The sequence below is a fragment of the Gordonia sp. CPCC 205515 genome (genome assembly GCF_048537925.1).
Lineage (GTDB): Bacteria > Actinomycetota > Actinomycetes > Mycobacteriales > Mycobacteriaceae > Gordonia.
In genome coordinates, this window is record NZ_JBCLVJ010000024.1 from 14,928 (window position 1) to 35,716 (window position 20,789).

13 protein-coding genes are annotated in these 20,789 nt (G+C 66.6%); 3 read left to right on the forward strand and 10 right to left on the reverse strand.

Translation table 11 applies throughout. From position 1 onward, the window contains the following. The first annotated feature begins 60 nt into the window (after positions 1-60). The 3 genes from AAFP30_RS27530 (at position 61) to AAFP30_RS27540 (ending at position 2,819) form a co-directional block, all read left to right on the forward strand. On the forward strand, positions 61-609 hold the full coding sequence (locus tag AAFP30_RS27530) for a Dps family protein (protein ID WP_419233248.1): 549 nt from the start codon (positions 61-63) through the stop codon (positions 607-609). Positions 610-775: 166 nt separating this feature from the next. Continuing rightward, entirely contained in the window at positions 776-2,005 is a 1,230-nt protein-coding gene (locus AAFP30_RS27535; protein ID WP_419233249.1) for a DICT sensory domain-containing protein, read from the forward strand. Between the two features lie 64 nt (positions 2,006-2,069). Further along, a complete protein-coding gene (locus AAFP30_RS27540; RefSeq protein ID WP_419233250.1) occupies positions 2,070-2,819 on the forward strand; it encodes a VIT1/CCC1 transporter family protein in 750 nt (249 codons plus the stop codon). A 5-nt stretch (positions 2,820-2,824) separates the two neighbouring features. On the opposite strand, the gene AAFP30_RS27545 is transcribed toward AAFP30_RS27540, so the two are convergent. The 10 genes from AAFP30_RS27545 to AAFP30_RS27590 all read right to left on the reverse strand — a co-directional run bounded on the left by AAFP30_RS27545 (position 2,825) and on the right by AAFP30_RS27590 (position 20,767). After that, positions 2,825-4,375 (reverse strand): acyl-CoA carboxylase subunit beta, encoded by a 1,551-nt coding sequence (locus AAFP30_RS27545; protein ID WP_419233251.1) that lies wholly within the window; start codon positions 4,373-4,375, stop codon positions 2,825-2,827. 50 nt (positions 4,376-4,425) lie between these two features. Continuing rightward, positions 4,426-9,729: a polyketide synthase Pks13 gene (gene pks13 / locus AAFP30_RS27550; protein WP_419233252.1), complete on the reverse strand. Its 5,304-nt coding sequence runs from the start codon at positions 9,727-9,729 to the stop codon at positions 4,426-4,428. A gap of 128 nt (positions 9,730-9,857) precedes the next feature. Next, a complete protein-coding gene (fadD32, locus tag AAFP30_RS27555) occupies positions 9,858-11,759 on the reverse strand; it encodes a long-chain-fatty-acid--AMP ligase FadD32 (RefSeq protein ID WP_419233253.1) in 1,902 nt (633 codons plus the stop codon). Positions 11,760-12,003: 244 nt separating this feature from the next. Further along, entirely contained in the window at positions 12,004-12,990 is a 987-nt protein-coding gene (locus tag AAFP30_RS27560) for an LLM class F420-dependent oxidoreductase (RefSeq protein ID WP_419233254.1), read from the reverse strand. A gap of 180 nt (positions 12,991-13,170) precedes the next feature. Continuing rightward, the gene (locus AAFP30_RS27565; protein ID WP_419233255.1) at positions 13,171-14,166 is read right to left on the reverse strand and encodes a cutinase family protein; all 996 of its coding nucleotides are present in this window, start codon (positions 14,164-14,166) and stop codon (positions 13,171-13,173) included. Positions 14,167-14,168: 2 nt separating this feature from the next. Further along, a complete protein-coding gene (locus AAFP30_RS27570; RefSeq protein WP_419233288.1) occupies positions 14,169-14,732 on the reverse strand; it encodes a DUF732 domain-containing protein in 564 nt (187 codons plus the stop codon). Positions 14,733-14,914: 182 nt separating this feature from the next. After that, positions 14,915-16,396, reverse strand: a complete 1,482-nt coding sequence (locus tag AAFP30_RS27575; protein ID WP_419233256.1) for an alpha/beta hydrolase-fold protein — start codon at positions 16,394-16,396, stop codon at positions 14,915-14,917. Positions 16,397-16,622: 226 nt separating this feature from the next. After that, complete coding sequence (locus tag AAFP30_RS27580) at positions 16,623-17,609, reverse strand: alpha/beta hydrolase (RefSeq protein WP_419233257.1); 987 nt, start codon at positions 17,607-17,609, stop codon at positions 16,623-16,625. A 247-nt stretch (positions 17,610-17,856) separates the two neighbouring features. Then, on the reverse strand, positions 17,857-19,863 hold the full coding sequence (gene zomB, locus AAFP30_RS27585) for a flagellar motor control protein ZomB (RefSeq protein WP_419233258.1): 2,007 nt from the start codon (positions 19,861-19,863) through the stop codon (positions 17,857-17,859). Continuing rightward, a complete protein-coding gene (locus AAFP30_RS27590) occupies positions 19,850-20,767 on the reverse strand; it encodes a decaprenyl-phosphate phosphoribosyltransferase (RefSeq protein WP_419233259.1) in 918 nt (305 codons plus the stop codon). Before AAFP30_RS27590 ends, zomB begins: the two co-directional genes overlap by 14 nt. Between the last annotated feature and the right edge of the window lie 22 nt (positions 20,768-20,789).

The following is a 20,789-nucleotide window of genomic DNA, read 5'->3' on the forward strand; positions in this document are numbered from 1 at the left end:
TCCGTTGCCATAGCGTTCGGCACTGCCATGTGCGGCCATTGCCCGCCATACCGTCGTGGCATGACCTCATTCACCGCACCAGGCCTGTCCATCGACTCCGCTACCACTGTGACCGAGGTACTGCAGGAGCGCCTGAGCGCCCTCAACGACCTCCACCTCACCCTGAAACACGTGCATTGGAACGTGGTCGGTGCCAACTTCATCGGCGTGCACGAGATGATAGACCCGCAGGTCGAATTGGTCCGCGGATACGCCGACACCATCGCCGAACGCATCGCAACGCTGGGTGCGTCGCCGCGCGGCACCGCGAAAGCCATCGAAACCGACCGCTCCTGGGACGACTACTCCATCGGCCGCGACACCGCGCAGGCGCACCTGGGGGCGCTGGATCTCGTCTACGACGGCTTCATCACCTCGCACCGAGCGGCGATCGAGAAAACCGGCGAACTCGACCCCATCACCGAGGACGTTCTCATCGGGCAGACCGCCGAACTCGAGAAGTTCCAGTGGTTCGTCCGCGCGCACCTCGAGAGCTACACCGGCAACCTCGCCACCGCAGGCCAGAGCACCGAGACCGGCGCCGCGGACGCCGCCCGCAGCGCTGGGTGACGCTCTGACCTCCGCCGACGCGCCACGTCGTCTGCGCGATTATTTGTTACGCTAACGGCGGGCAAGGTGTTTGCCCTCTCGAGGGTGTGAAACAGACCGCATCCGCCCAGATCGATCGGGGCTTCTCGCCCTGACGGGAGGCCGCGCGATGGCCCAAGGTCCAGCGATGAAGCCGGCTTCCGAGTCGACCACGACGAGCGAGTTCACCCTCTTCGACGATCTGGAGCTCCACATGCAGTTCGCGCCGGTCTGTCGGCTGACGGATGGCGCGGTGGGCGCTATGGAACTTCAACTCCGCGGTCCCTCGGGCACGCGGGTCGGGAGCGCTCGTGCGTTGCGTCGCGCAGCCTGGCTGATGGACCAGCACCGCGTGCTCGACAGCCGCAAACGTGACTTCGCGACGACCCCCCGCGCGCAGTCCGTCGCCAAGATACTGCCGCTGCTCGTCCCGCTGGATCTCGATCTGATCGCCGGGCTCGACGACGAGACCGTCAACACCCTGGAGCGCCACGTGATGGTGGTGCTGCCCGATGCGATGCAACGCAGTCCGCAGCACACGCTGGCCAAGGTCGCCAGGGCGCGACGCACCGGCCGAATCATCTGCGTCGACGGTCTCAACACCAGCGAGCAGGCGGCCGCGCTGCTGTCGCTGATCGAACCCGACATCGTCATCACCAGTGCAGATCTGTTGCGCGGCAATGCCGGTCAGGAAGCCGCGCGCGTCGCCCACGCGATCGCCGCACACACCGAGCGCAGCCACGCCGTGGTGATCGCCGAGGGCGTCGACACCGAAGAGCAACGCGTGGCGGCGATGACCATCGGTGCCGCCTACGGCACCGGCGCGATGTACCCGGCGGTCGAATCGCCGACCGCGCTGTCGTCGACAACCGTTGTGCCGCTGCCGGAACTGCCGGTGTGGTCGACCCCGCCGGCCGAGCAGTCGACACCGTTCGCGATCGCCTCGGCGCACCTGGAGTCGCGGCCCGGCGACAAACGGCTGCTCATCGAGATGAGCAAGGCGCTCGAACACCAGGCCGCGATGGGCGGTGCCGCCGTCGTACTGGGCACATTCCAGCACGCCCGGCACTTCACCGAGCACACCGCGGAACGCTGGCGGAAGATGTCGGAGAAGACGGGTCTCGCCGGCGTCTACGGTGTCGATCTCGTCGATGTCCGGGACGGAAACGTACACCGGGCACCCTTGTCGCCCGACGACGACCTGGTCAACGAATGGAATGTGGCGGTGCTCAGTCCGCACTTCTGTGCGCTCCTGTCGGCACGCGATCAGCATTGCGGCGCAGCCGATCTCGACCGCACCTTCGAGTTCGTACAGAGCTACGACCGGGTCACCGTCACCCAGGCCGTGCACTCAATCCTGCTGCGGTTCGCCGTCTGAGGGGCTCCGTTAGGCAACCATCGCCTTGCTTGCGGGGCGAGGCGGTTAGCGGTTGAGTTGAGCCATGTCCGTGGACAATTCACCACACGGTACCGACGACCCGCCACATCAGCATGCCGCTGAACCCCACACCGGCGGCGGGCTGGCCAATCGGCTCAATTGGTTGCGCGCCGGAGTCCTCGGCGCCAACGACGGCATCGTCTCCACGGCGGGCATCGTCGTCGGTGTCGCCGCGGCCACCACCGAACGGGCACCGGTGTTCACCGCTGGCATCGCCGGACTCGCCGCAGGTGCGGTCTCGATGGCGTTGGGTGAGTACGTGTCGGTGAGCACGCAACGCGACTCCGAGCGGAGTCTGCTGGCCAAGGAGCGTCGCGAGCTCGCCGAAGAACCACAGGCCGAATTCGAGGAACTCGTCGGTATCTACGAGGGCAAGGGACTCTCCCACGAGACCGCGTGCCGGGTCGCGACGGAACTCACCGAGCACGACGTATTCGAGGCGCACGTCGACGCCGAGCTCGGCATCGATCCCGACGATCTCACCAACCCGTGGCAGGCCGCGATGTCGTCGGCGGTGTCATTCACCCTGGGAGCGTTGTTGCCCCTGGTCGCCATCCTGCTCCCACCCGCATCGTGGCGGATCGCGGTCGCCGTCGTGACGGTGATCCTGGCTCTCGCGTTGACCGGCTGGGTCGGGGCCACCCTCGGCGGCTCCAAGCCGTGGCGCCCGATGTGCCGGGTCGTGGTCGGCGGCGCGATCGCGATGGCGGTGACGTTCGCGATCGGCCGGCTCGTGGGTACGGCGGTGGGGTGACCCGACTAGATCGGCATCAGGTAATGCTTGCGTGGCGTGCGGTACTCCGTCTTGTCACGCAACTGCGCCAAGGCTTTTCGCAGCTGCAGCCGGGTCTCTGCGGGCTCGATGACCGCATCGATGTAGCCGCGCTCGGCGGCCAGGTAGGGGGTGGCCATCATCGTGTTGTAGAAACCGATGAAGTCACGGCGTACCTTGTCGGCCTCGGCCGCGGACATTCCCTCGGTCTGCCGGCGGGTCAGCACCGCCGCGGCGGACTCCGCACCCATGACCGCGATCTTCGCGCTCGGCCACGCGAGGTTGATGTCGGCGCCGAGTTGCTTGCAGCCCATCACCGCGTACGCGCCGCCGTACGCCTTGCGTAGCACCACCGTCACCTTCGGTACGTCGGCCTCCACGTAGGCGTACAGGAACTTTCCGGACCGACGGATGGTGCCTTTCTGTTCCTCGACGAGTCCCGGCAGAATCCCCGGCGTGTCCACCAGAAAGACCAGCGGGATGCCGAAGGCGTTGCAGATCCGCACGAACCGCGTGGCCTTCTCCGACGAATCCGTGTCCAGCACACCGGACATCACGCTCGGCTGATTCGCGACGACGCCCACGGCCCGGCCATCGACGCGCGCGTAACCGGTCAGAATGTTCGGCGCGAACAATTCGCCAACCTCATGAAAGGCGCCATCGTCGAACAGCTTGATCACGATGTCGTGCATGTCGTAACCCGCATTGTCGTTGTCCGGCATGAATGTGTTGAGTGAAAGGTCAGAGTCGGTGATCTCCGGTTCCAAACCCGGGTTGATGATCGGCGGCTGTTCATACGCACTCGACGGCATGTACTGGAGATACTCGCGCACCCAGTCGAACGCCGTCTTCTCATCGGGCGCGACGTGATGGATGTTGCCCCAGCGCGCCTGGTTGTGGGCGCTACCCAGGTCTTCCGCGGAGATGTCCTCGCCGTTGACCTGTTTCAGCACATCGGGTCCGGTGACGAACATGTAACTCTTGTCTTCGACCGCGACCAGGATGTCGGTGTTGGCGGGTGTGTAGACCGCTCCACCGGCGCATTTGCCCAGGATCACCGAGACCTGCGGAGCGAGCCCGGACAGCAACAGGTTTCGCCTGCCCATCTCCGCGTACCACGCCAGCGAGGTCACCGCGTCCTGGATCCGCGCACCGGCCGAGTCGTTGATGCCGACCATCGGGCAGCCGATCTTGCCGGCCCACTCCATCAGCGCAGACACCTTGCGGCCGAACATCTCTCCAACCGTTCCGCCGAGCACCGTCTGGTCGTGCGAGAACGCTGCGACGGGGCGGCCGTGCACCATGCCGTGACCGGTGACCACGCCATCGCCGTATCCGGTGTGGGCAGCGCCGGGCATCTTCGCCAGCGCACCGATCTCGGTGAACGTGCCCGGATCGAAGAGCATGGCGAGCCGTTCACGCGGCGAGCAGATGCCCTTGGCCTCGCGCTTGGCGATCGCCTTCTCGCCACCCGGTTCGGCTGCGGCAGCCAGCTTCTCGCGTAGATCGGCCAACTTGCTCGCGGTGGTGTCAGTCACGGTCCTCCAACTCCCTACTTCTTGCCGACGTGCTACGTGCCGGCGTTCTGCTAGCCGAGGTGGCCCAGACGCTTGGTCAGGTCCACGCCGATCTTGCCGATGTACGGCTCGTCGACGATCGACAGATGATCGCCGCCGATGTGGATGATCTCCAGATCGTCGACCACCTCACCCCATCGACCGTCCTCATCGATCTTGGCCCACTGGGGTTCCAACTCGATCGCACCCTCATGCATCTTGTCGGCACGATAGAGGATCACCTTGCCGTCGAATCGGGTCGGCTCGATGTTGGTCAGTGCACGGTTGTCCAGGAACGACGTCCGCTGGTGCTCGATGATGCCGCCGGGAATCTTGGTTCCCGACATCGACATCATCTCCATGATGATCTGGAACTGGCCCTCGTCGTCGGCCTCGACCAGCCGATCCATCGGGATCGGGATGTCGTCGTCGAGGTCATAGTTCTTGATGGCGAACTCTTTCCACCGCTCCAGCCGCGCACGCTTGGTGTCGGCATTCTCGATGACCGGCTCGGAGGGCCGCACCACGTCGATCAGTCCGACGAAGGAGACCTCTTCCCCCTCCTCGCGCAGCACCTGCGCGCAGCCGTACGCGAGCGCACCACCCAGCGACCAGCCGACCAGCACGTACGGACCGTGCGGCTGCAGCTCACGCAGACGCGGAAGGTATTGACGCACACGCTCTTCGATCGTGCCTTCGACGCGGTCGAAGCCGATGACCGGGCGATCCTCCGGCAGCCGCTTGAGCAGCGCTTCGTAGGCCGAGGTGTTACCACCGGCCGGGTGGAACAAGAGGATTGGGGACGGATCCCCGGCGGCCGGGTCATAGGACTTCTTACCGTCCGGCACCAGACGCAGGTAGCGCAGGAACCCGTCGGTGTCGGCGCTGGCGTCGAGGAACTGCCGGACGTAGTTCGACATGTCCTCGATGGTCTCCGAGTCGAGGATGTCCTCGACGTCGATATCCCCGCCCGTCCGCTCGTTGAGTCGATCGGTGAGCTGTTGCGCCACATCCTCTTCCAGCACCGGCAGCTTGTTGAAGATGCCACCCGCGGACTTCTTGGTCACCACCGCGTACACACCGAAGGTGAGGCGCTCGGCCGCGTCGCGCGGCGGGACGTCGGCACCCGCGGCGTCGGCGACGGCGGCCGCGTCGGTGAGGTCGGCGGGGTCGGCTGTCGGCGTAACGGCTTCGGCGAGGATCTCGTTGCTGTCAACGGGATCCTGGTTGCCGTCGGCGGGATTCTGGTTGCCGTCGGCGGGGATCTGGTTGCCGTCGGCGGGGATCTGGTTGCTGTCAGCGGGGACGGGATCCGCCTCGCGCTTGGCGTTCTGCTCGTCGATGTAAGCGTTGAGCGCGGCCGTGTCCAGTTCCCCACCGCCCGCAGCGTTATCGGCGAGGTCGTCGAGTTCGTCACGGTGCTCGACGGCATAGGCGACGAACTTGGTGACGTCTTCGAGGTTGGCCTGACGCATGGCCTGCAGTTGCAGTTGCGGGATGTCGAACTCGAACTCGACGCGGTTCTTGATGCGCACCGCCATCAGCGAGTCGAGGCCCAGTTCGATGAGCGGGATCTCCCGCGGCAGGTCTTCGGGGTCGTAGCCCATCGACTCTCCGACGATGATGGCCAGCCGATCCTCCACGGACTCATCGGATTCCGGATCCCACTTGTTGTCGATGTCGTGGACGACCTCGTCCTCGGTCACGACCTTGTCGTCGGCGAATACCGCCGCCGGCGACTGCTCGGTGGCCGCCGGAGCCGACTCCGGCACCGGACCGCCACTGGTGATGGCCGCTTCGAACACGAGCCGGAAGTTCTTGTCCTCCTTGACGTGCACGCTCACCGACGCGCCACCCGGGTGCGGGCTCAGCGTGGTGGTGATGGTGCCGACGGTCGGGAGCTCCCCGTGCGTGACGGCAGCGCCGACGCTCACGTCGGTCATCACCGCAGCGGCGGCCGCCCGCACCAGTTCACGCGGATCGGTGACCGCCGAGGCGTTGACCTCCCAGGCATGCCGGCCGTCCGGCAGCGCCACGTGCGAGCCGGGCACGGTGCCACTCGAGCCCCCGGCGCTGATCTGCGCCTTGATCCAGAACTCCTTGCGCTCGAAGCGAGTTCGCGGCACATCAGCGAAATCGCCCGCCCCGAACAGTGATCCGACGTCGACCGCGTGACCGTGGACGTAGAGCTTCATCAGGGCGTTGACCACGCCGTAGCTCTCGTCTTCCTTGCGGCGCAACGTCTCGATGAGCTCTGCGTCGTGCAGACCCAACGAGAATGTCACCGCGGCAACGGAGATCAGCACCGCGGGATTCGGCGAGAGTTCCAGGAAGGTACGGTGCCCGTTCTCCACCGACTTCGCGATCGCCTGCGAGAACCACACGCTGTGGCGCAGCCCCTTGGTGAAGTAGTCGATGGTGTGCACCGGATCGCTGCCCGGACGGTAGAACGTCTCGCGGTCCACCGAGCTGTAGAAGCCGACAGTGGGTCGCAGCGGGTTGATTCCGGTGAGTTCGTAGGCGAGTTCGCCGAGCAACGGATCCATCTGCGACGTGTGGCTGGCGCCCTTGGTCTGCAGTTTGCGACCGAGTTTGCCTTCCTTCTCCGCACGTTCGACGATCGCGTCGACCTGCGACTCGGGTCCACCGATCACCGTGTGGGTCGGTGCCGCGTAGACGCAGATCTCCAGATCGGGGTAGTCGACGAGGACGTCGCTGATGTCGTCGGCGCTGTATTCGACGAGCGCCATCAGACGGATGTCATCGCCCTGCAGCATCGACTCACCCTCGCCCATCAGCCGCGAACGCTGACAGATGACGCGGGTGGCGTCCTCCAGCGAGAGTCCACCGCTGATGTAGGCGGCCGACGCCTCACCCATCGAATGCGGCACCAGCACACCGGGTTCCGCGCCGTGGTGGCGCAGCAGGTCGGCGAGTGCGACCTGGATGGTGTAGATGCCGACCTGGCTGGTCTCGATGCCGTAGGTCTGCTCATCGTCGAGGAACATCTCGGCGATGGAATAGCCGAGTTCGTTCTGGACGAAGGCATCGACCCGGTCGACATACTTCTTGAAGACCGGGTTCTCGAGGTAGAGCTGCTTGGCCATCTTGCGGTGCTGCGACCCGAACCCGGACAGCAGCCACACAGCCGACGCGGCGTCCGGCGAATCGGCAACGTAGACAAGCGGATTGCTCTTACCGTCGGCGATGGCCCGCACGCCGGTGACGGCATCCTCGTGGGTCCGCGCCATCACCACCGACCGCGAGCGACCGTGGTTGCGGTGCGCCAGGGCGCGGCCGATGTCGGCTAGCGGAGTCGCCTGTCCCGCTTCGGATTCCAGCCATTCCAGCAGATCAGCAGCGGCCCTGCGACGACGCGACGGCAGGAAGCCGGACAGCACCAGTGGCACCACCGAACCCTCGACCGCGCACGGCGCGAAGCCCTCAGCCGGGTCCTTGTCGGTTACCTCGGCCGGGCCGGAGTCCTGCTTGGCCTGGGCGGCCAGGATCGCACGCTCGGCTTCGGTGATGTATTCGTCGTCTTCGTCGTCGTCGACTTCGAGTGGTCTCGATACGGTCGCTCCTTCGTCGCGGCCTACTCGACCAGCGGAGGAGGCGCCATCGGGAAGGACTTCGGCGGGAAGGACGTCGACGGAGGGGCCGTCGGCGAGATCGGCGGGCAGCACCTCACGCACGACGACGTGGGCGTTGGTGCCACCGAAACCGAAACCGGAGATGCCGGCGATGGCGTGACCCGAATAGCGCGGCCAGTCCGCGGCTTCCGGGGTGACCTGGAGTCCGTTCGGGCCGAACTGGATGTACGGGTTCGGGCCCGAGTAGTTCAGGGATGCGGGAATCTTGTTGTGCTGCAACGACAAGATCACCTTGGCGAGTGCACCGGCGCCGGCCGCGGACTCCATGTGCCCGAAGTTCGTCTTGGCCGAGCCGAGCAACGCCGGCGCGCCGACGACACGTCCGCGACCGACCACCCGGCCGAGCGCGTCGGCCTCGATCGGATCACCGAGGATCGTGCCGGTGCCGTGCGCCTCGACGTAGTCCACCGTGCGCGGATCGAGCGCGGCATCGGTGTAGGCGTCGCGCAGCACGTCGACCTGCGCTTCCGGATTGGGAGCGAACAGGCCGTTGGAGCGGCCGTCGGAGTTCACCGCGGACCCCGCGATCACCGCGAGCACATGATCGCCGTCGCGGCGGGCGTCGGCCATGCGCTTGAGCACCACCAGGCCGCCACCTTCGGCGCGGATCATGCCGTCGGCGTCGGCGGAGAACGCCTTGATGTGGCCGTCCTTGGCCTGCGCACCCACGTTGTCGAAGCCGAGGGTGACCGCCGGGGTGATGATCATGTTCACGCCGCCGGCGAGCGCGACCTCCGATTCGCCGGAGCGCAGGCTGCGCACCGCCTGGTGCACCGCCACCAACGACGACGAGCACGCGGTGTCGATGGCGATGGACGGACCGCGGAAGTCGAAGAAGTAGGAGACGCGGTTGGCGACAATCGAGGTGGCGGTACCGGTGAGCGCATACGCCGCGGTCTCCTGGGCGCCTTCGCCGAGACCGAGCGTCGCCAGCATCTGATAGTCGTTGGTCGAGGTGCCGATGAACACGCCGACCGACCCACCCTTGAGATCGCTGGCGGGGATGTGCGCGTGCTCGAGCGCCTCCCACGTCAACTCCAGGGCGAGGCGCTGCTGCGGGTCGACCATTTCGACCTCACGCGGGCTCATCTGGAAGAAGTCCGCGTCAAAGGTCTTCACGTCGTCGAGATAGCCGCCCTTGACGTTGGCGGACTCGATGACCTCGGCGAGCCGCGGATCCGAGGTGAACTCGGTCCAGCGGTCGGCGGGCAGGTCGCTGATACCGTCGCGGCCCTCGATCAGTGCGTCCCACGTCGATTCCGGCGTCGTGCCCGCCTTCGGGAAGCGGGTCGACAGCCCGACGATGGCGATGTCGTCGTCGGCACTGCGCTCCCGCTGCCAGAACGTGTCGGCACCGTCGTCGAGCAGTTCGTCGGGGTCGCCCTCGATGATCCGCTTGGCCAGCATCGCGATGGTCGGATGGTTGTAGGCCGCGGTCGCGGTGAGCACGACGCCGGTCTTGTCCTCGACGTCGGCGGCCAGAGCCACGGCGTCGCGGGACGAGAGCCCGAACTCCTCCATCGGCCGGTCGTCGGAGATCTGCTCGGCGGGGATGCCGGTGGCCTCCGACACCCATCCTCGCAACCAGTCACGCAGTTCGGCGACGGTCAGATCACCCGCGGTCTCGCCGGCAGTGCCGGTTTCCTCGGGGGTGGTGGACTCGTCGTTATTCAGTTCAGACATCGCTTCCAGACTACTGAGTGATTTTTACGTTTGATCATGGTCGCCCTTCAGCACCGCTCTTCGTCGTCGCGGGCGGCGTCGCTGCGCTCCTTGCCGCTCCTCCTGCATCGCCGCGCGGGCGACCATGATCAAACGCTATCCGGGAAGGCGGTCTGCTTATAGCCGCCGCGGAGGCTGCCGTCGATATAGGCCGTGCGCGTCGCCCGTCGGGCGATCTTGCCGCTCGAGGTACGCGGGATGGAGCCGGCGGGCACGAGCAGGATGTCGCGGGCCATCACACCGTGACGCTGTGCGATGGCGGCTCGCACGGTGTCGGCCACCTCCTGCGGGTCGTTCTTCTGGCCCGGGGCGCGCTCGCCGACGATGACGAGTTGCTCGGAGGCGTCGTCGGCGTCGAAGCTCAGGCCGGACGTCGACTGCTCGAAGACCTCCGGCGGCAGCTGGTTGGCCGGGACCGAGAACGCGGCCACGAAGCCCGGCCGCAGGCTGGGGCTGGCCTCCTGCGCGCTGAACTCGAGATCCTGCGGGTAGTGGTTGCGTCCGTCCACTATCACCAGGTCCTTGACGCGACCGGTGATGTAGAGCTCGCCGTCGAGCCACACGCCGTAGTCGCCGGTGCGCATCCAGATGGCGTCGGCGGGCGCGCCGTCGGAGTGGCTGCCCTCGGCGAGCGGATGGGCGATCTTGTTGTGGAAGGTCTCCTCGGTTTCGCTCGCCTTGTTCCAGTAGCCTGCGCCGATGTTGAGACCGTGCAACCAGATCTCGCCGACCTGGCCGTCGGGCCGTTCGGTCGCGGTGTCGGAGTCGACGATGCACGCCCACTGGCTCAGCGCGACCTGCCCGCAGGACACCTGCGCCACCGCGTTGGGGGCGTCGGCATCGACGAGCTTCATGCGGCCGGCGTTGAGTTCGTCGCGATCGACGTAGATGATCTTGGCTTCGTTCTCCCGCTGGGTGGCGGAGACGAACAGGGTGGCCTCGGCCATGCCGTAACACGGCTTGATCGCCGTCTTGGGCAGTCCGTAGGGCCCGAAGGCATCGTTGAACTTCTTCATCGACGCCACGGTCACCGGCTCGGAACCGTTGATCAGGCCGATGACGTTCGACAGGTCGAGGTGTTCGCCGGCCTTCGGCAGACCGCGCACGGCAGCGTGCTCGTAGGCGAAGTTCGGGGCGGCCGCGTAGGTCGGCGCGTTGTCCTTCTCCGCGGCGAGTTCCTTGATCCACCGGCCCGGACGACGCACGAACGCCTGCGGGCTCATGATCGTGATGTACTTGCCGCCCAGCGCCGGCAGGATCACCGTGAGCAGGCCCATGTCGTGGAACATCGGCAGCCACGTGACGCCGCGGGCGTTGCGGTCGATCTCGATGCAGTCGTAGATCTGCAGGACGTTGGCCGCGACGGCCTCGTAGGTGATCTCCACGCCCGCGGGGACGCGAGTCGAGCCGGAGGTGTACTGCAGGTAGGCGACGGTGTCCTTGTTGTGGTCCTTGCCGGCGACCGGGGCGACCCAGCTCGACCCGACCGAATCGGGGACGGCGTCGACGGCGATCACGCGCGGACGTTCCTTGGCGGGCCGGTCGGCGAAGAAGTCGCGGACGGCCTCGGCCGACTTGGTGGAGGTCAGGATCGCGCTGGGCTGGCAGTCGGCGAGCACCGCGGTCAGCCGGTCGGTGTGGCCGGGCTCATCCGGGGAGAACAGCGGAACCGCGATGTTGCTGGCGTACAGCGCGGAGAAGAAGCCGATCACGTACTCCAGCGACTGCGGGGCCAGGATGGCGACACGGTCGCCCGGCTTGGTCACCTGCTGCAGGCGGGCGGCGACTGCACGCAGCCGCTTGCCGAACTGCGCCCAGGTCAAATCCTGTGCCTCGCCGTCCCGTTCGCGGCTGTAGTCGATGAAGCGATAGGCGAGAGTGTCCGCCTCGTCGCGTACGTTGCGTTCGACATAGTCGACCAAGGTGGCGTCCTCGGTGAACGAAAGGTTTCCGTTCTCGTCGAGGAACTGTTCGAATTCAGTGTTCAGCATCCATAACTCCTGTGGCCCCCACGCAACCGGTGATGTCCCTCCCCCGCATCGACGACCGTCCCCGGCGGCCGCCGACCCATCTCCGTTCACGCCCTGTTTACTACCGCTGGTCACGGTAGTCGAAACTCATTACCCATCCGAAATGCTCGCGATACTCAACTATCTTCGCGGTGCCGCAAACCGGACAGGCGCGTCCCTCGCGCCGATGTCGACATCGTGCTCGCTGCCGAAACCGTCGGTCATCCTACTCCCCCTTCAGCAGCTGGATGACCGGCGCAAACGCGTCCATCTGGGTCGGGAAAACCCCGACATAGGACATCGTGGTGCGGCGGCGGACCGCGCGGATCTGATCGGCGATCTCCTCGAAGGAACCGATCGCGATGTAGGGCGAGGACAGCACGTCGTCGACGGTGAACTCGGTGTCACGCTCGATGTTCGGCGGATATCCCTGGTCAAGCGCCTTCAGTGCCATCTCCGCGGTGGCCTGGCGGTCGTCGGTGATGACGATCACGGCGATGGTCCAGTTCAGTTCGATGTCGGCGAACCGGTCGCCGGCCGCCGCCCGGATCCGGTCGACCCGTTCGGCGGTCTTGTCGATGGTCATGTCCGACAGCTTCATCTTCCCGTCGGGCGTGGTGCCCGGCGCGACGGAGATGATGTCGGCGTGCTTGGCGGCCAGCGCCAGCATCTTGGGGCCACCACCGCCGACGGCGATCGGCGGGCGCGGGCCCTGCCGCGGTCGCGGGCTGCCCTCGAGATTCTTGATCTGATAGAACTCGCCGTCGAAGTTGACGGTCTCGCCGCGCAGGAGGCCATCGAGGATGGTCAGCGACTCGTCGAGGCGGCGGATGCGGGTACCGGGGGATTCGAACTCGATGCCCGCCTTGTCGAACTCGTCGCGCATCCAACCCGCGCCGATGCCCAGCTCGAGCCGCCCCTTGGACAGCACGTCGATGGTGGTGGCCTCTTTGGCCAGGATCGCCGGATGGCGGAAGCCGTTCGCGAGGACCGACGTCCCGAGGCGGATGGTGCTGGTGGCCTGGCTCAGGGCGCCGAGCGCGGCGAGCGGGCCCACCTGGTTGCCGAGGTGGTCGGGGATCGCGAAGGTGTCGTATCCGTATTCTTCGGCGGTCTGGGCCAGCTTCACGAACTTGCGGGCACCGCCCTCGTCCTTGTTGCCCTCGCCACCGGCGCCGAACCGGAACTTACGCAGCTCTCCGGCTTCGCTCATTCGATGTGTCTCCTCTGGTGTGGCGCAGGTGTCCTGGTAGATCGTCGGCCAACACGTTAATGCAGCAACAACGCACCACCCAAACACATCGTCGCAGATGGGCGCAGGGTTACCCGCAACACCACGCGCGGGACCTTTGACCCAGTCGACCGACCCGGCGAGCTGCGCGGCGGGTCGTGGTCAGTTGTGTGCCGGCCGGGGCGCGTCGTTGATGACGCCACTGGACCAGCCGTACATCCACTCGGTGGCGCTCGACCCGTCGAGCTCCCAGTACCGGGTGGTCGCGTACATCGCGTGCACCGGGTTGTTGATGGCCCCCGCAAGCTGCGCCGCCGCACCCAGCGGGTTCGCGGCGGTCGGCGAATCGCAGATGAGATCACCTGGCGCACAGATGGATTGGACTCGGTCCTGGAGTTCGCCGAAGCCACCGTTGCGGGACCCGGTCATCGCGATGCCGGGCACCAGTTTGCCGATGCCCGAGAGTGCGATCTCGGCGCCGACGCCGTCGGGGCTCGGTCCGATGTCGTTCTGTTCGCCGGGCTGCCGGCGGCCGTCGGCGATGAGTCCGACCCCGAGGACGAGATCCTGATCGGACTCGTCGAGCACGCCGCGGCCATTGCCGATGTTGCTGGCGAGATCGCCCGCGATCACCGCACCCTGGGAGAAGCCCAGGATCACATAGCGTGTCAGAGGACACCTTTCGTGCGTCGAGATGATCTTGCCCGCAGCACGCTTGTAACCCTGCGTGCGGGACACGTTGTAGTCGGCCTGCCGGTCGTTGAGATTCGTCGGGTTACGGAACTGCGCGATGTACGGGACCGTGTAGACGCTGGTCCGCGAGGTCGGGAACTCCTCCTGCAGCGCGCTGGACACGCGCAGCATCAGCGACCGCGGATTCGACGTCGGGTTGTACGGGTCGTCGTCGGCCGAGGACTCCCAGGTTCCCGGAATGACCAGGGTCAGGACGTCCGGGCAGCTCGCAGGCTGCGCCTCCGGGCGCCCGCTCGGTGCCGACGTCGACGGTCCGCCCGGAATCGGGATCCGGGGCGCGCTGGGCTTGAGCAGGGTGATCACCAGGATGACGATCAGGACGATCGCGATGACCGCAAGCAGCGCAAGGATCAGCAGGAACTTCGGCAGGCGACGTTTGGCGCGCGCCTTCGTACGTGCCGCCACCGTCAGCAGTAGTTGTCGTCGGCGGCCTTGATCACCTTGTCCGCCTTGGCATTTGCCTCGGCGACCGTCTTGGTGCCGGGACCGACGGACGCGGTGACGAAGGCCTTCACGGTGACCGGGTCGGTGTTCTTGCGACGTTCCGCGCACACGTACTGGGCCATCGTCAGCGCCACGGTGTTGTCCGTGTCGCCCATGAAGGTGACGTTCTGCGCCTTCAGCGCGGCCAGGTAGGCGCGGGACTTGTCGGACAGGGGTTGCGTGCTGGGTCCGGGAAAGCTCTTCGGGACGCTGGTCCGCGAGTCCGGCGCGGTCGCCGGCAGCGCGCCACCGGGTTGGGTGGACGGCGTCGTCGCGTCACCCGTCGCCGACACGCTCGTCTCGGTCGAGGGCGTCTGCGAGACCGACCCGGATTCACTGGCCTGGGTCGAGTACATCGAGGTGGTGGTGACCGGGTTGCTGGTGATCGGGGCGGTCGCCGTCGAGTCGTCGGAGCACGCCGACACCGAACTCATCGTCAGTGCGGCGCCCGCCGTCACCATCGCGAGTTGCAGGAACTTACGCGTCATCATCTCTTCCTCGTCGCCTCGCCGCCAGTGCGGCCCGCCAAGCGAAAGGCTACCCGCACCGCGGGACCATTCCGTCGCAGCGACCCGCCCGACCTGCGGAAATGCTTCGATTCCTCAGCGAAGTCTCAGCCGTGGACAGGCGCCGCGCTCAGGTTCACCGCCCGAGCGCGACGCTCTACCCATCACTTCGTGATCCGCGCCCCATCCTTTGCCGTCCATACGATCTTGCCGCGTTGGAAGGTGTTGAACCGTCCCTTGCCGTCGCGGGTCGGCAGTTCGCTACTGGTCGGCAGACCCAGCCGTCCGCCCGGACCACCCGCCCCGGCATAGGCGCCACCGATGCCGCCGCCGACCATCTTCGGTCCCTTCGGCCCGGTGATGATCCGGGCGCCGCGGAAGTCCTGGGCGCGACCGCCCGGCACCGGGTACTCGGGGGTCAGGCATTCGCCGAGGCTGGCGCGATTGGCGTCGTAGACCTTCTTGATGGCTCCGGTCACCCGGCACATCGGCCGGTCACCGGCGAGGCCCAGCGCGGCGGCGGCCTGCGGCCAGGCCTGCTGCATCTCGAACTCCCAGTACGGCCAGGTGTGCGTGCCGGACGGTCGGTAGACGGCCTGACCCGGGATGCCCAGCTGGTTGAGTTTGATCGCGAACTGCTGCGAGGTGACCCGGCTGAGGATCTCCAGGCCGACGCCGGAGTAGTTGGTCGCCAGCAGCGGGATGTCCGACGGCTTGTCATGCGGGCCGATCAGGCCGTTGCCCGACGACACATAGATGCTCGTGCCACGCAGCTTCTCGGCCAGCAGATACGGGTCATGTTCCTTCCACGCCGGGTCGCTCGGCGGGCCGAACATCTTCATCGAGTCGTAGCCGCCGCCGTCGCGGACCGCGAACTGGATGGCCTGCGGCATGCCGTAGGACGTCAGCTGCAGGATGCCGGAGAACGATGCCGCGAACTTGTAGAAGCCGGGATTACGGGCGGCGAGCATCATCGCGGCCGAGCCGCCCATCGACAGTCCTTCGATGCCGCGCACATCGGTCGAGCGCCACTGCCCCTCGATGACCGGTGGGAGCTCCTTGATGAGGAACGTCTCCCAGCGGTAGAGCTTGCCCTTGTCGGGCTGCTTCCAGTCGGTGTAGAAGCTCGACTCCCCGCCGATGGGCAGGATGACGTTGACGTTCTTGTCCTTGTAGAAGTTCTCGGCGTCGGTGTTGATGATCCAGCCGCTCTGATCCTCTTGCGCGCGTAGCCCATCGAGCATGGTGAGCTGAGGGAACTTGGCCGCCGGCTTGGCCCACCAGTCGCGGGCCAGCAGGATCTGCACCTGAATGTCCTTGTTCATCGCCGGCGAGTGCACCCACAGCGCGACCCGTCGGTCGGTGTACCAGTAGGTCTTGGTGACCTCGACCTTGCCGACCGGCGCCACCGACGGTGCCGGAGCCGGAGCCGGCGGCGACTGGGGCGCGGGTGGCGCAGGCGGGGCCGGTGCGTCGGGTGCCGGGGCCGCCGCGGGAGCGGGCGCGGCCGGCGGCGGTGCCGCCGGTGCGGCGGGTGGTGCAGCCGGCGCAGCGGGTGGCGGTGCGGCGGGAGCCGGGGCGGCTCCTGCGGTCACATCCACCACCGTTGGCGCGACGACGACCAGCGCCGCACTCGCGACACTCACCGCCGCCACATTCACACGTCGAACCACTCGACTGATCACCACGACTCCTTCGCACCCCACCTGGCAGGTCGGCGTCGTGTCTGCTTGGTCCGTAACTTTATCCCCATAAGTCACATGAACCTCACAGGCAACAAAACGCCCTACGTGCTTTCATACACGTAGGGCGTTCTGTTCAGGTGCTCGCCACGCTGTGACGCGTGGGATTTCTGTGACTGAAGTTAAATCATCAGTGGAAGAAGCCCCGGTTCTTCGCGTTCCAGAGCATGTCCTGCCAGTAGCCCCAGGCATGGGTGCCGTTGGCGTAGTAGGTCATGACCGGAACACCCTGGACGAAGGCGGCCGCCTCGAAGGCCTTGGCCTGGGTGAAGGCCAGGAACTCCAGCGTCGATCCCTTGAAGAGGTCGTCGAAGACATTCGGGAGTGCGTTGTACTGGCCGAACAGTCCGTTGCCGGAGCCGACGAAGATCTTCATCCCGTGCATGCGGTTGATGTTCAGGAACGGGTCGTTCTGGTACCAGCGCGGGCTCCACGGCGGGCCCCACATGCAGTCGATGTTCCACGGCTTGGGGTCGACGTCGAACATCGCGAGCCGCAGGGCGGTGTGCATGCCCGGCGCGCTCAGGAAGTTGTAGCCCGAGAGCGATGCCGCCCGGTCGAAGTTCTGTCGGTTCTGCGCGCCGATCACGAGGGAGGCGTTGCCGCCCATCGAGAGGCCGGCGACGGCATACTTGCGGCTCGGGCCGACTCGGAAGCCGCGGGCATCCAGAGCGCGCACCAGCGTGTTCGTGATCACACAGTTCCACGTGTAGCGGTAGCGCTGGCCGTTGAAGTTACTCGGCGCGTCCCAGTCGGTGTAGAAGCTGGCCGGTCCGCCGATCGGCTCGACGACGTTGACGCCGGAGCGCACCATCTCCTGGACGTTGGTGTTGATCTCCCAGCCGCTGTAGTCGTACTGGGCGCGCATGCCGTCGAGCAGGATGACGGTCTTGTAGTTGCCCGGACGCTTCCAGGCGCGCACCTTGACCTGCGGCATACCGCAGCCGTTGACGTAGAACTGCTGAAGACCGACCTGTGTTCCGCCGATGCGGGCGTTGGCCTGGCCGGCACCGCCGACAACGCCGGCCAATCCGATGACGGTCGCCACCGCGACGAACGCAGCCACGAATCTGGAGCGGGTCCGCCCACGTCGTGGCCCGGCAACTGCTTCGCGCATCGCCTGAAATCTCCCTCTGTTCTGCGGCTGACCTGGGAAAATATCCCCGATCAACCACATCGTCGTCGACACCCGGTCGCTGGCCCTCCCCCGAACCGGCGCAATTTCGCACCGCTTCGGGAGCCTATTGCATACCCCCTGGGGTGACAAACGCTGTCACCGGACGCCCTGGTCACATGTCCTAATCGACCAATCGGAGCCGAACGTTACCGATTCGAGACCTGATGAGGCAAACCGGGCATTGTCGTCACTTCGGGTGAATACGCTCCGGCATCGTCAGTCCGCAGCGCTGGATCTCGTATTCCGGCTCGCGCTCGATGCGGTAGTCGGTGAAGTCGAACGACTTGCGCAGGTTCTGTTTGAACCGGGCGAACGTCCACTGCGACTCGTAGGAGATGAACCGATCCTGCGTCGCCGGGCACGTCAGCGCGACCTCGGCCTGCCGCACGACGTCCTCGTCGAGATATCCCGGCAGCCCCGGCTTCCGCGGGTAGGCACCCGACTCCGCGACCACCCACTCCGATGGCAGGTTCTTGTCGTGCCCGATCCGACCGTCGACGAGGCGCTCGGTGTGCGCGGCCAATGGATAGGCGAGGCCCATCTGGTCGACGACCCGCACATCCAGCGGGGCGTTCATGCTGGTCATGCCCAGGTTGAGGAAGTAGACGGTCAGCTTGCGGTCTTTCTGCGGGGTGTCGTCGGGCAGCTTCGCGATGTACCACTGGTCATAGTCCGACGACGGCAGGATCACCCCGCCCTGGCTGTGGAACTCGTCGATCCACTCGGCCATCGCGCGCATACGCGGGTAGTCGAGGTAGTCGGCAGCGGTCACCGGGTTCTCGTTGCCCATGTTGGTGACGTAGAAGCGTCGCTCGTCGACGATGCCGCTGCGGCCGATGTCGATGCCCGCATTGGGCAGCGTGTTCTGGTGGCACACGATCGCCCACACGAGAGTGGTGACCCAGAACGCGGCCAGCGCGCCGGCACCGGCGAGGGCCATGCGAGTGCGGCGACGAGGGGTCTCGGCGCCTGCCTCCTCCGACGTGTTCTTGCCGAACGCCGCCCGCGCATGGGCCGGGATGGTGATGGGCAGGACCATCAACGGCAGCAGCAGAGTGAACAGCGGGGCCAGCAGGACACGGCCGTGCATGAAGTCGCCGCCCTGACGCATCCAGTAGAGCCCGCCGATGAGACCGGCCAGCAGCACGGTGACGACGGCCGCGGTGGGCGTCTGCAGGGCGGCCGACCAGCCACCGATGCGGGACCGCCACGTCGTCGGCTCCTCCGGTGCGCTGGTGTCGCCACCCACGCGCCGAGATCGGTGGCCCGCGGTCAACACCACACCCGCGATGATCGCGAGGACCACGGGCAACAGCAGCACGTACGGACCGAACAGGTTGGCCACATAAAGAAAGCCCTGGTGCCACTTGGAGCCGCTGGCGTCCTTGGCGACGGCCGGGTTGGGCACCAGCAGCGCGTAGTAACCCATGCGGAAGATCTGGTAGCCGACCGGCAGCACGGCCGCGACGACGACGATTCCGACGCGCATCGGCCAGGTCTGCGGGGCCAGCACGACGAGCAGCAGCACGAGGCCGCCGAGCACGGTGAGTTCGGGCCGGATCAGCGGGGCCAGCCCGGCGGTGAACGCCAGCAGCAGGGTGGCGGTGTTGCCCGCGACGCCGCCGCGGGTGCGGCGGCTCCAGGCGATGAGCTGACACCACAGCACCGCGATCCAGAAGATGACCAGCCCGTTCTCCAGGCCGCTGGTCGCGAAGTCGCGGGCGGGCGGCAGGGCGATGTAGATGATCGCGCCGAACGGCAGCAACAGCGTGTAGCCGTCGCCCGTGATCCCGCCGAAGCGTGTGCGCATCAGCCGGGCGGTGCCGTACATGGCGATCGGGATCGCCGACAGCGACAGCACCAGCGCAACCCAGAGGGCGACGTACTCGAGTTGTCCGTCGGTGATCCATGCCCAGAACCACAGCAGGTAGGTCCAGGCGGTCGAGGTGTTGGCCTCGACGCGTTCCCCGGCGTTGAACACGGGGCCGTTGCCGGCGAACAGGTTGCGCAGGGTGCGCAGGACGATCAGGCCGTCATCGGCAATCCAGCGACGCTGCCACGCGCCGATGGCGAAGAACGTGGTGACGGCGACAGCGCCGACGAAGAAGCTGATCGTCGGGACCCATTGCCGCGCACCCCAAGTACGGATGCCCCCGGTGCGGCGCTCCCCGGGGACCGGCTCAGTTGACTGCATAGACGGCGACAGCAACACAGACCACCCAGGCCACGGCCAGCAACTGCAGGACACGGTCGCCGAGCGCGATCTCCTCCGGCTCGCCGGCCTGCCCACCGTCGATGTCGACGGCGTAGCGCAGGATGGCGATGGTGAACGGCACCATGGAGATCGCATAGGCGACGTTGGTGTCGTGCGACGTCTTGTCGAACGCCCACAGCCCGTAGAAGATGACGACCGCGGTGGCCGATAGCGTCCAGACAAAACGCAGGTAGGTGGTGGTGTAGTACTGCAGCGCCTTGCGGATCTTCGCGCCGGTACGCTCGGCCAGCTGCAGTTCGGCGTAACGCTTGCCGGCCGCCATGAACAGCGACCCGAATGCCATCACCAGCAGGAACCACTGCGACAGATGGATCTCGGTGGCCACACCACCGGCAATGGCACGCAACAGGAAGCCCGACGACACGATGCAGATGTCGATGACCGGCTGGTTCTTCCAGCCGAAGCAGTAACCGAGCTGGATCGCCAGGTAGACCGCGATGACCGCGGCCGTCTGCCAGTTCGCGATGAACGAGATCGCCAGTGACGCCACCCCGAGGACGACCGCGAGGCCGTAGGCCAGCGACACCGGCACGACGCCCGCGGCGATCGGCCGGAACCGCTTGGTCGGGTGATTGCGGTCGGACTCGACGTCCTTGGCGTCGTTGATCAGGTAAATGCACGACGCGGCGAGGCAGAACGCGACGAACGCGACGGCCGCCCGCCACAGGACGTCGGCGTCGGTGATGTTGCCCGCGGCCAGCGGCGCGGCCAGGACCAGGACGTTCTTCACCCACTGGCGGGGTCGAACGGCCTTGATCAGTCCACTCGCCAGGTTCTTCGGCGGTCCCAGTACTGGTCCGTGCTCGATCGGCTCTTCGCTCATGTCCTCGGGTTCATCTCGGTTT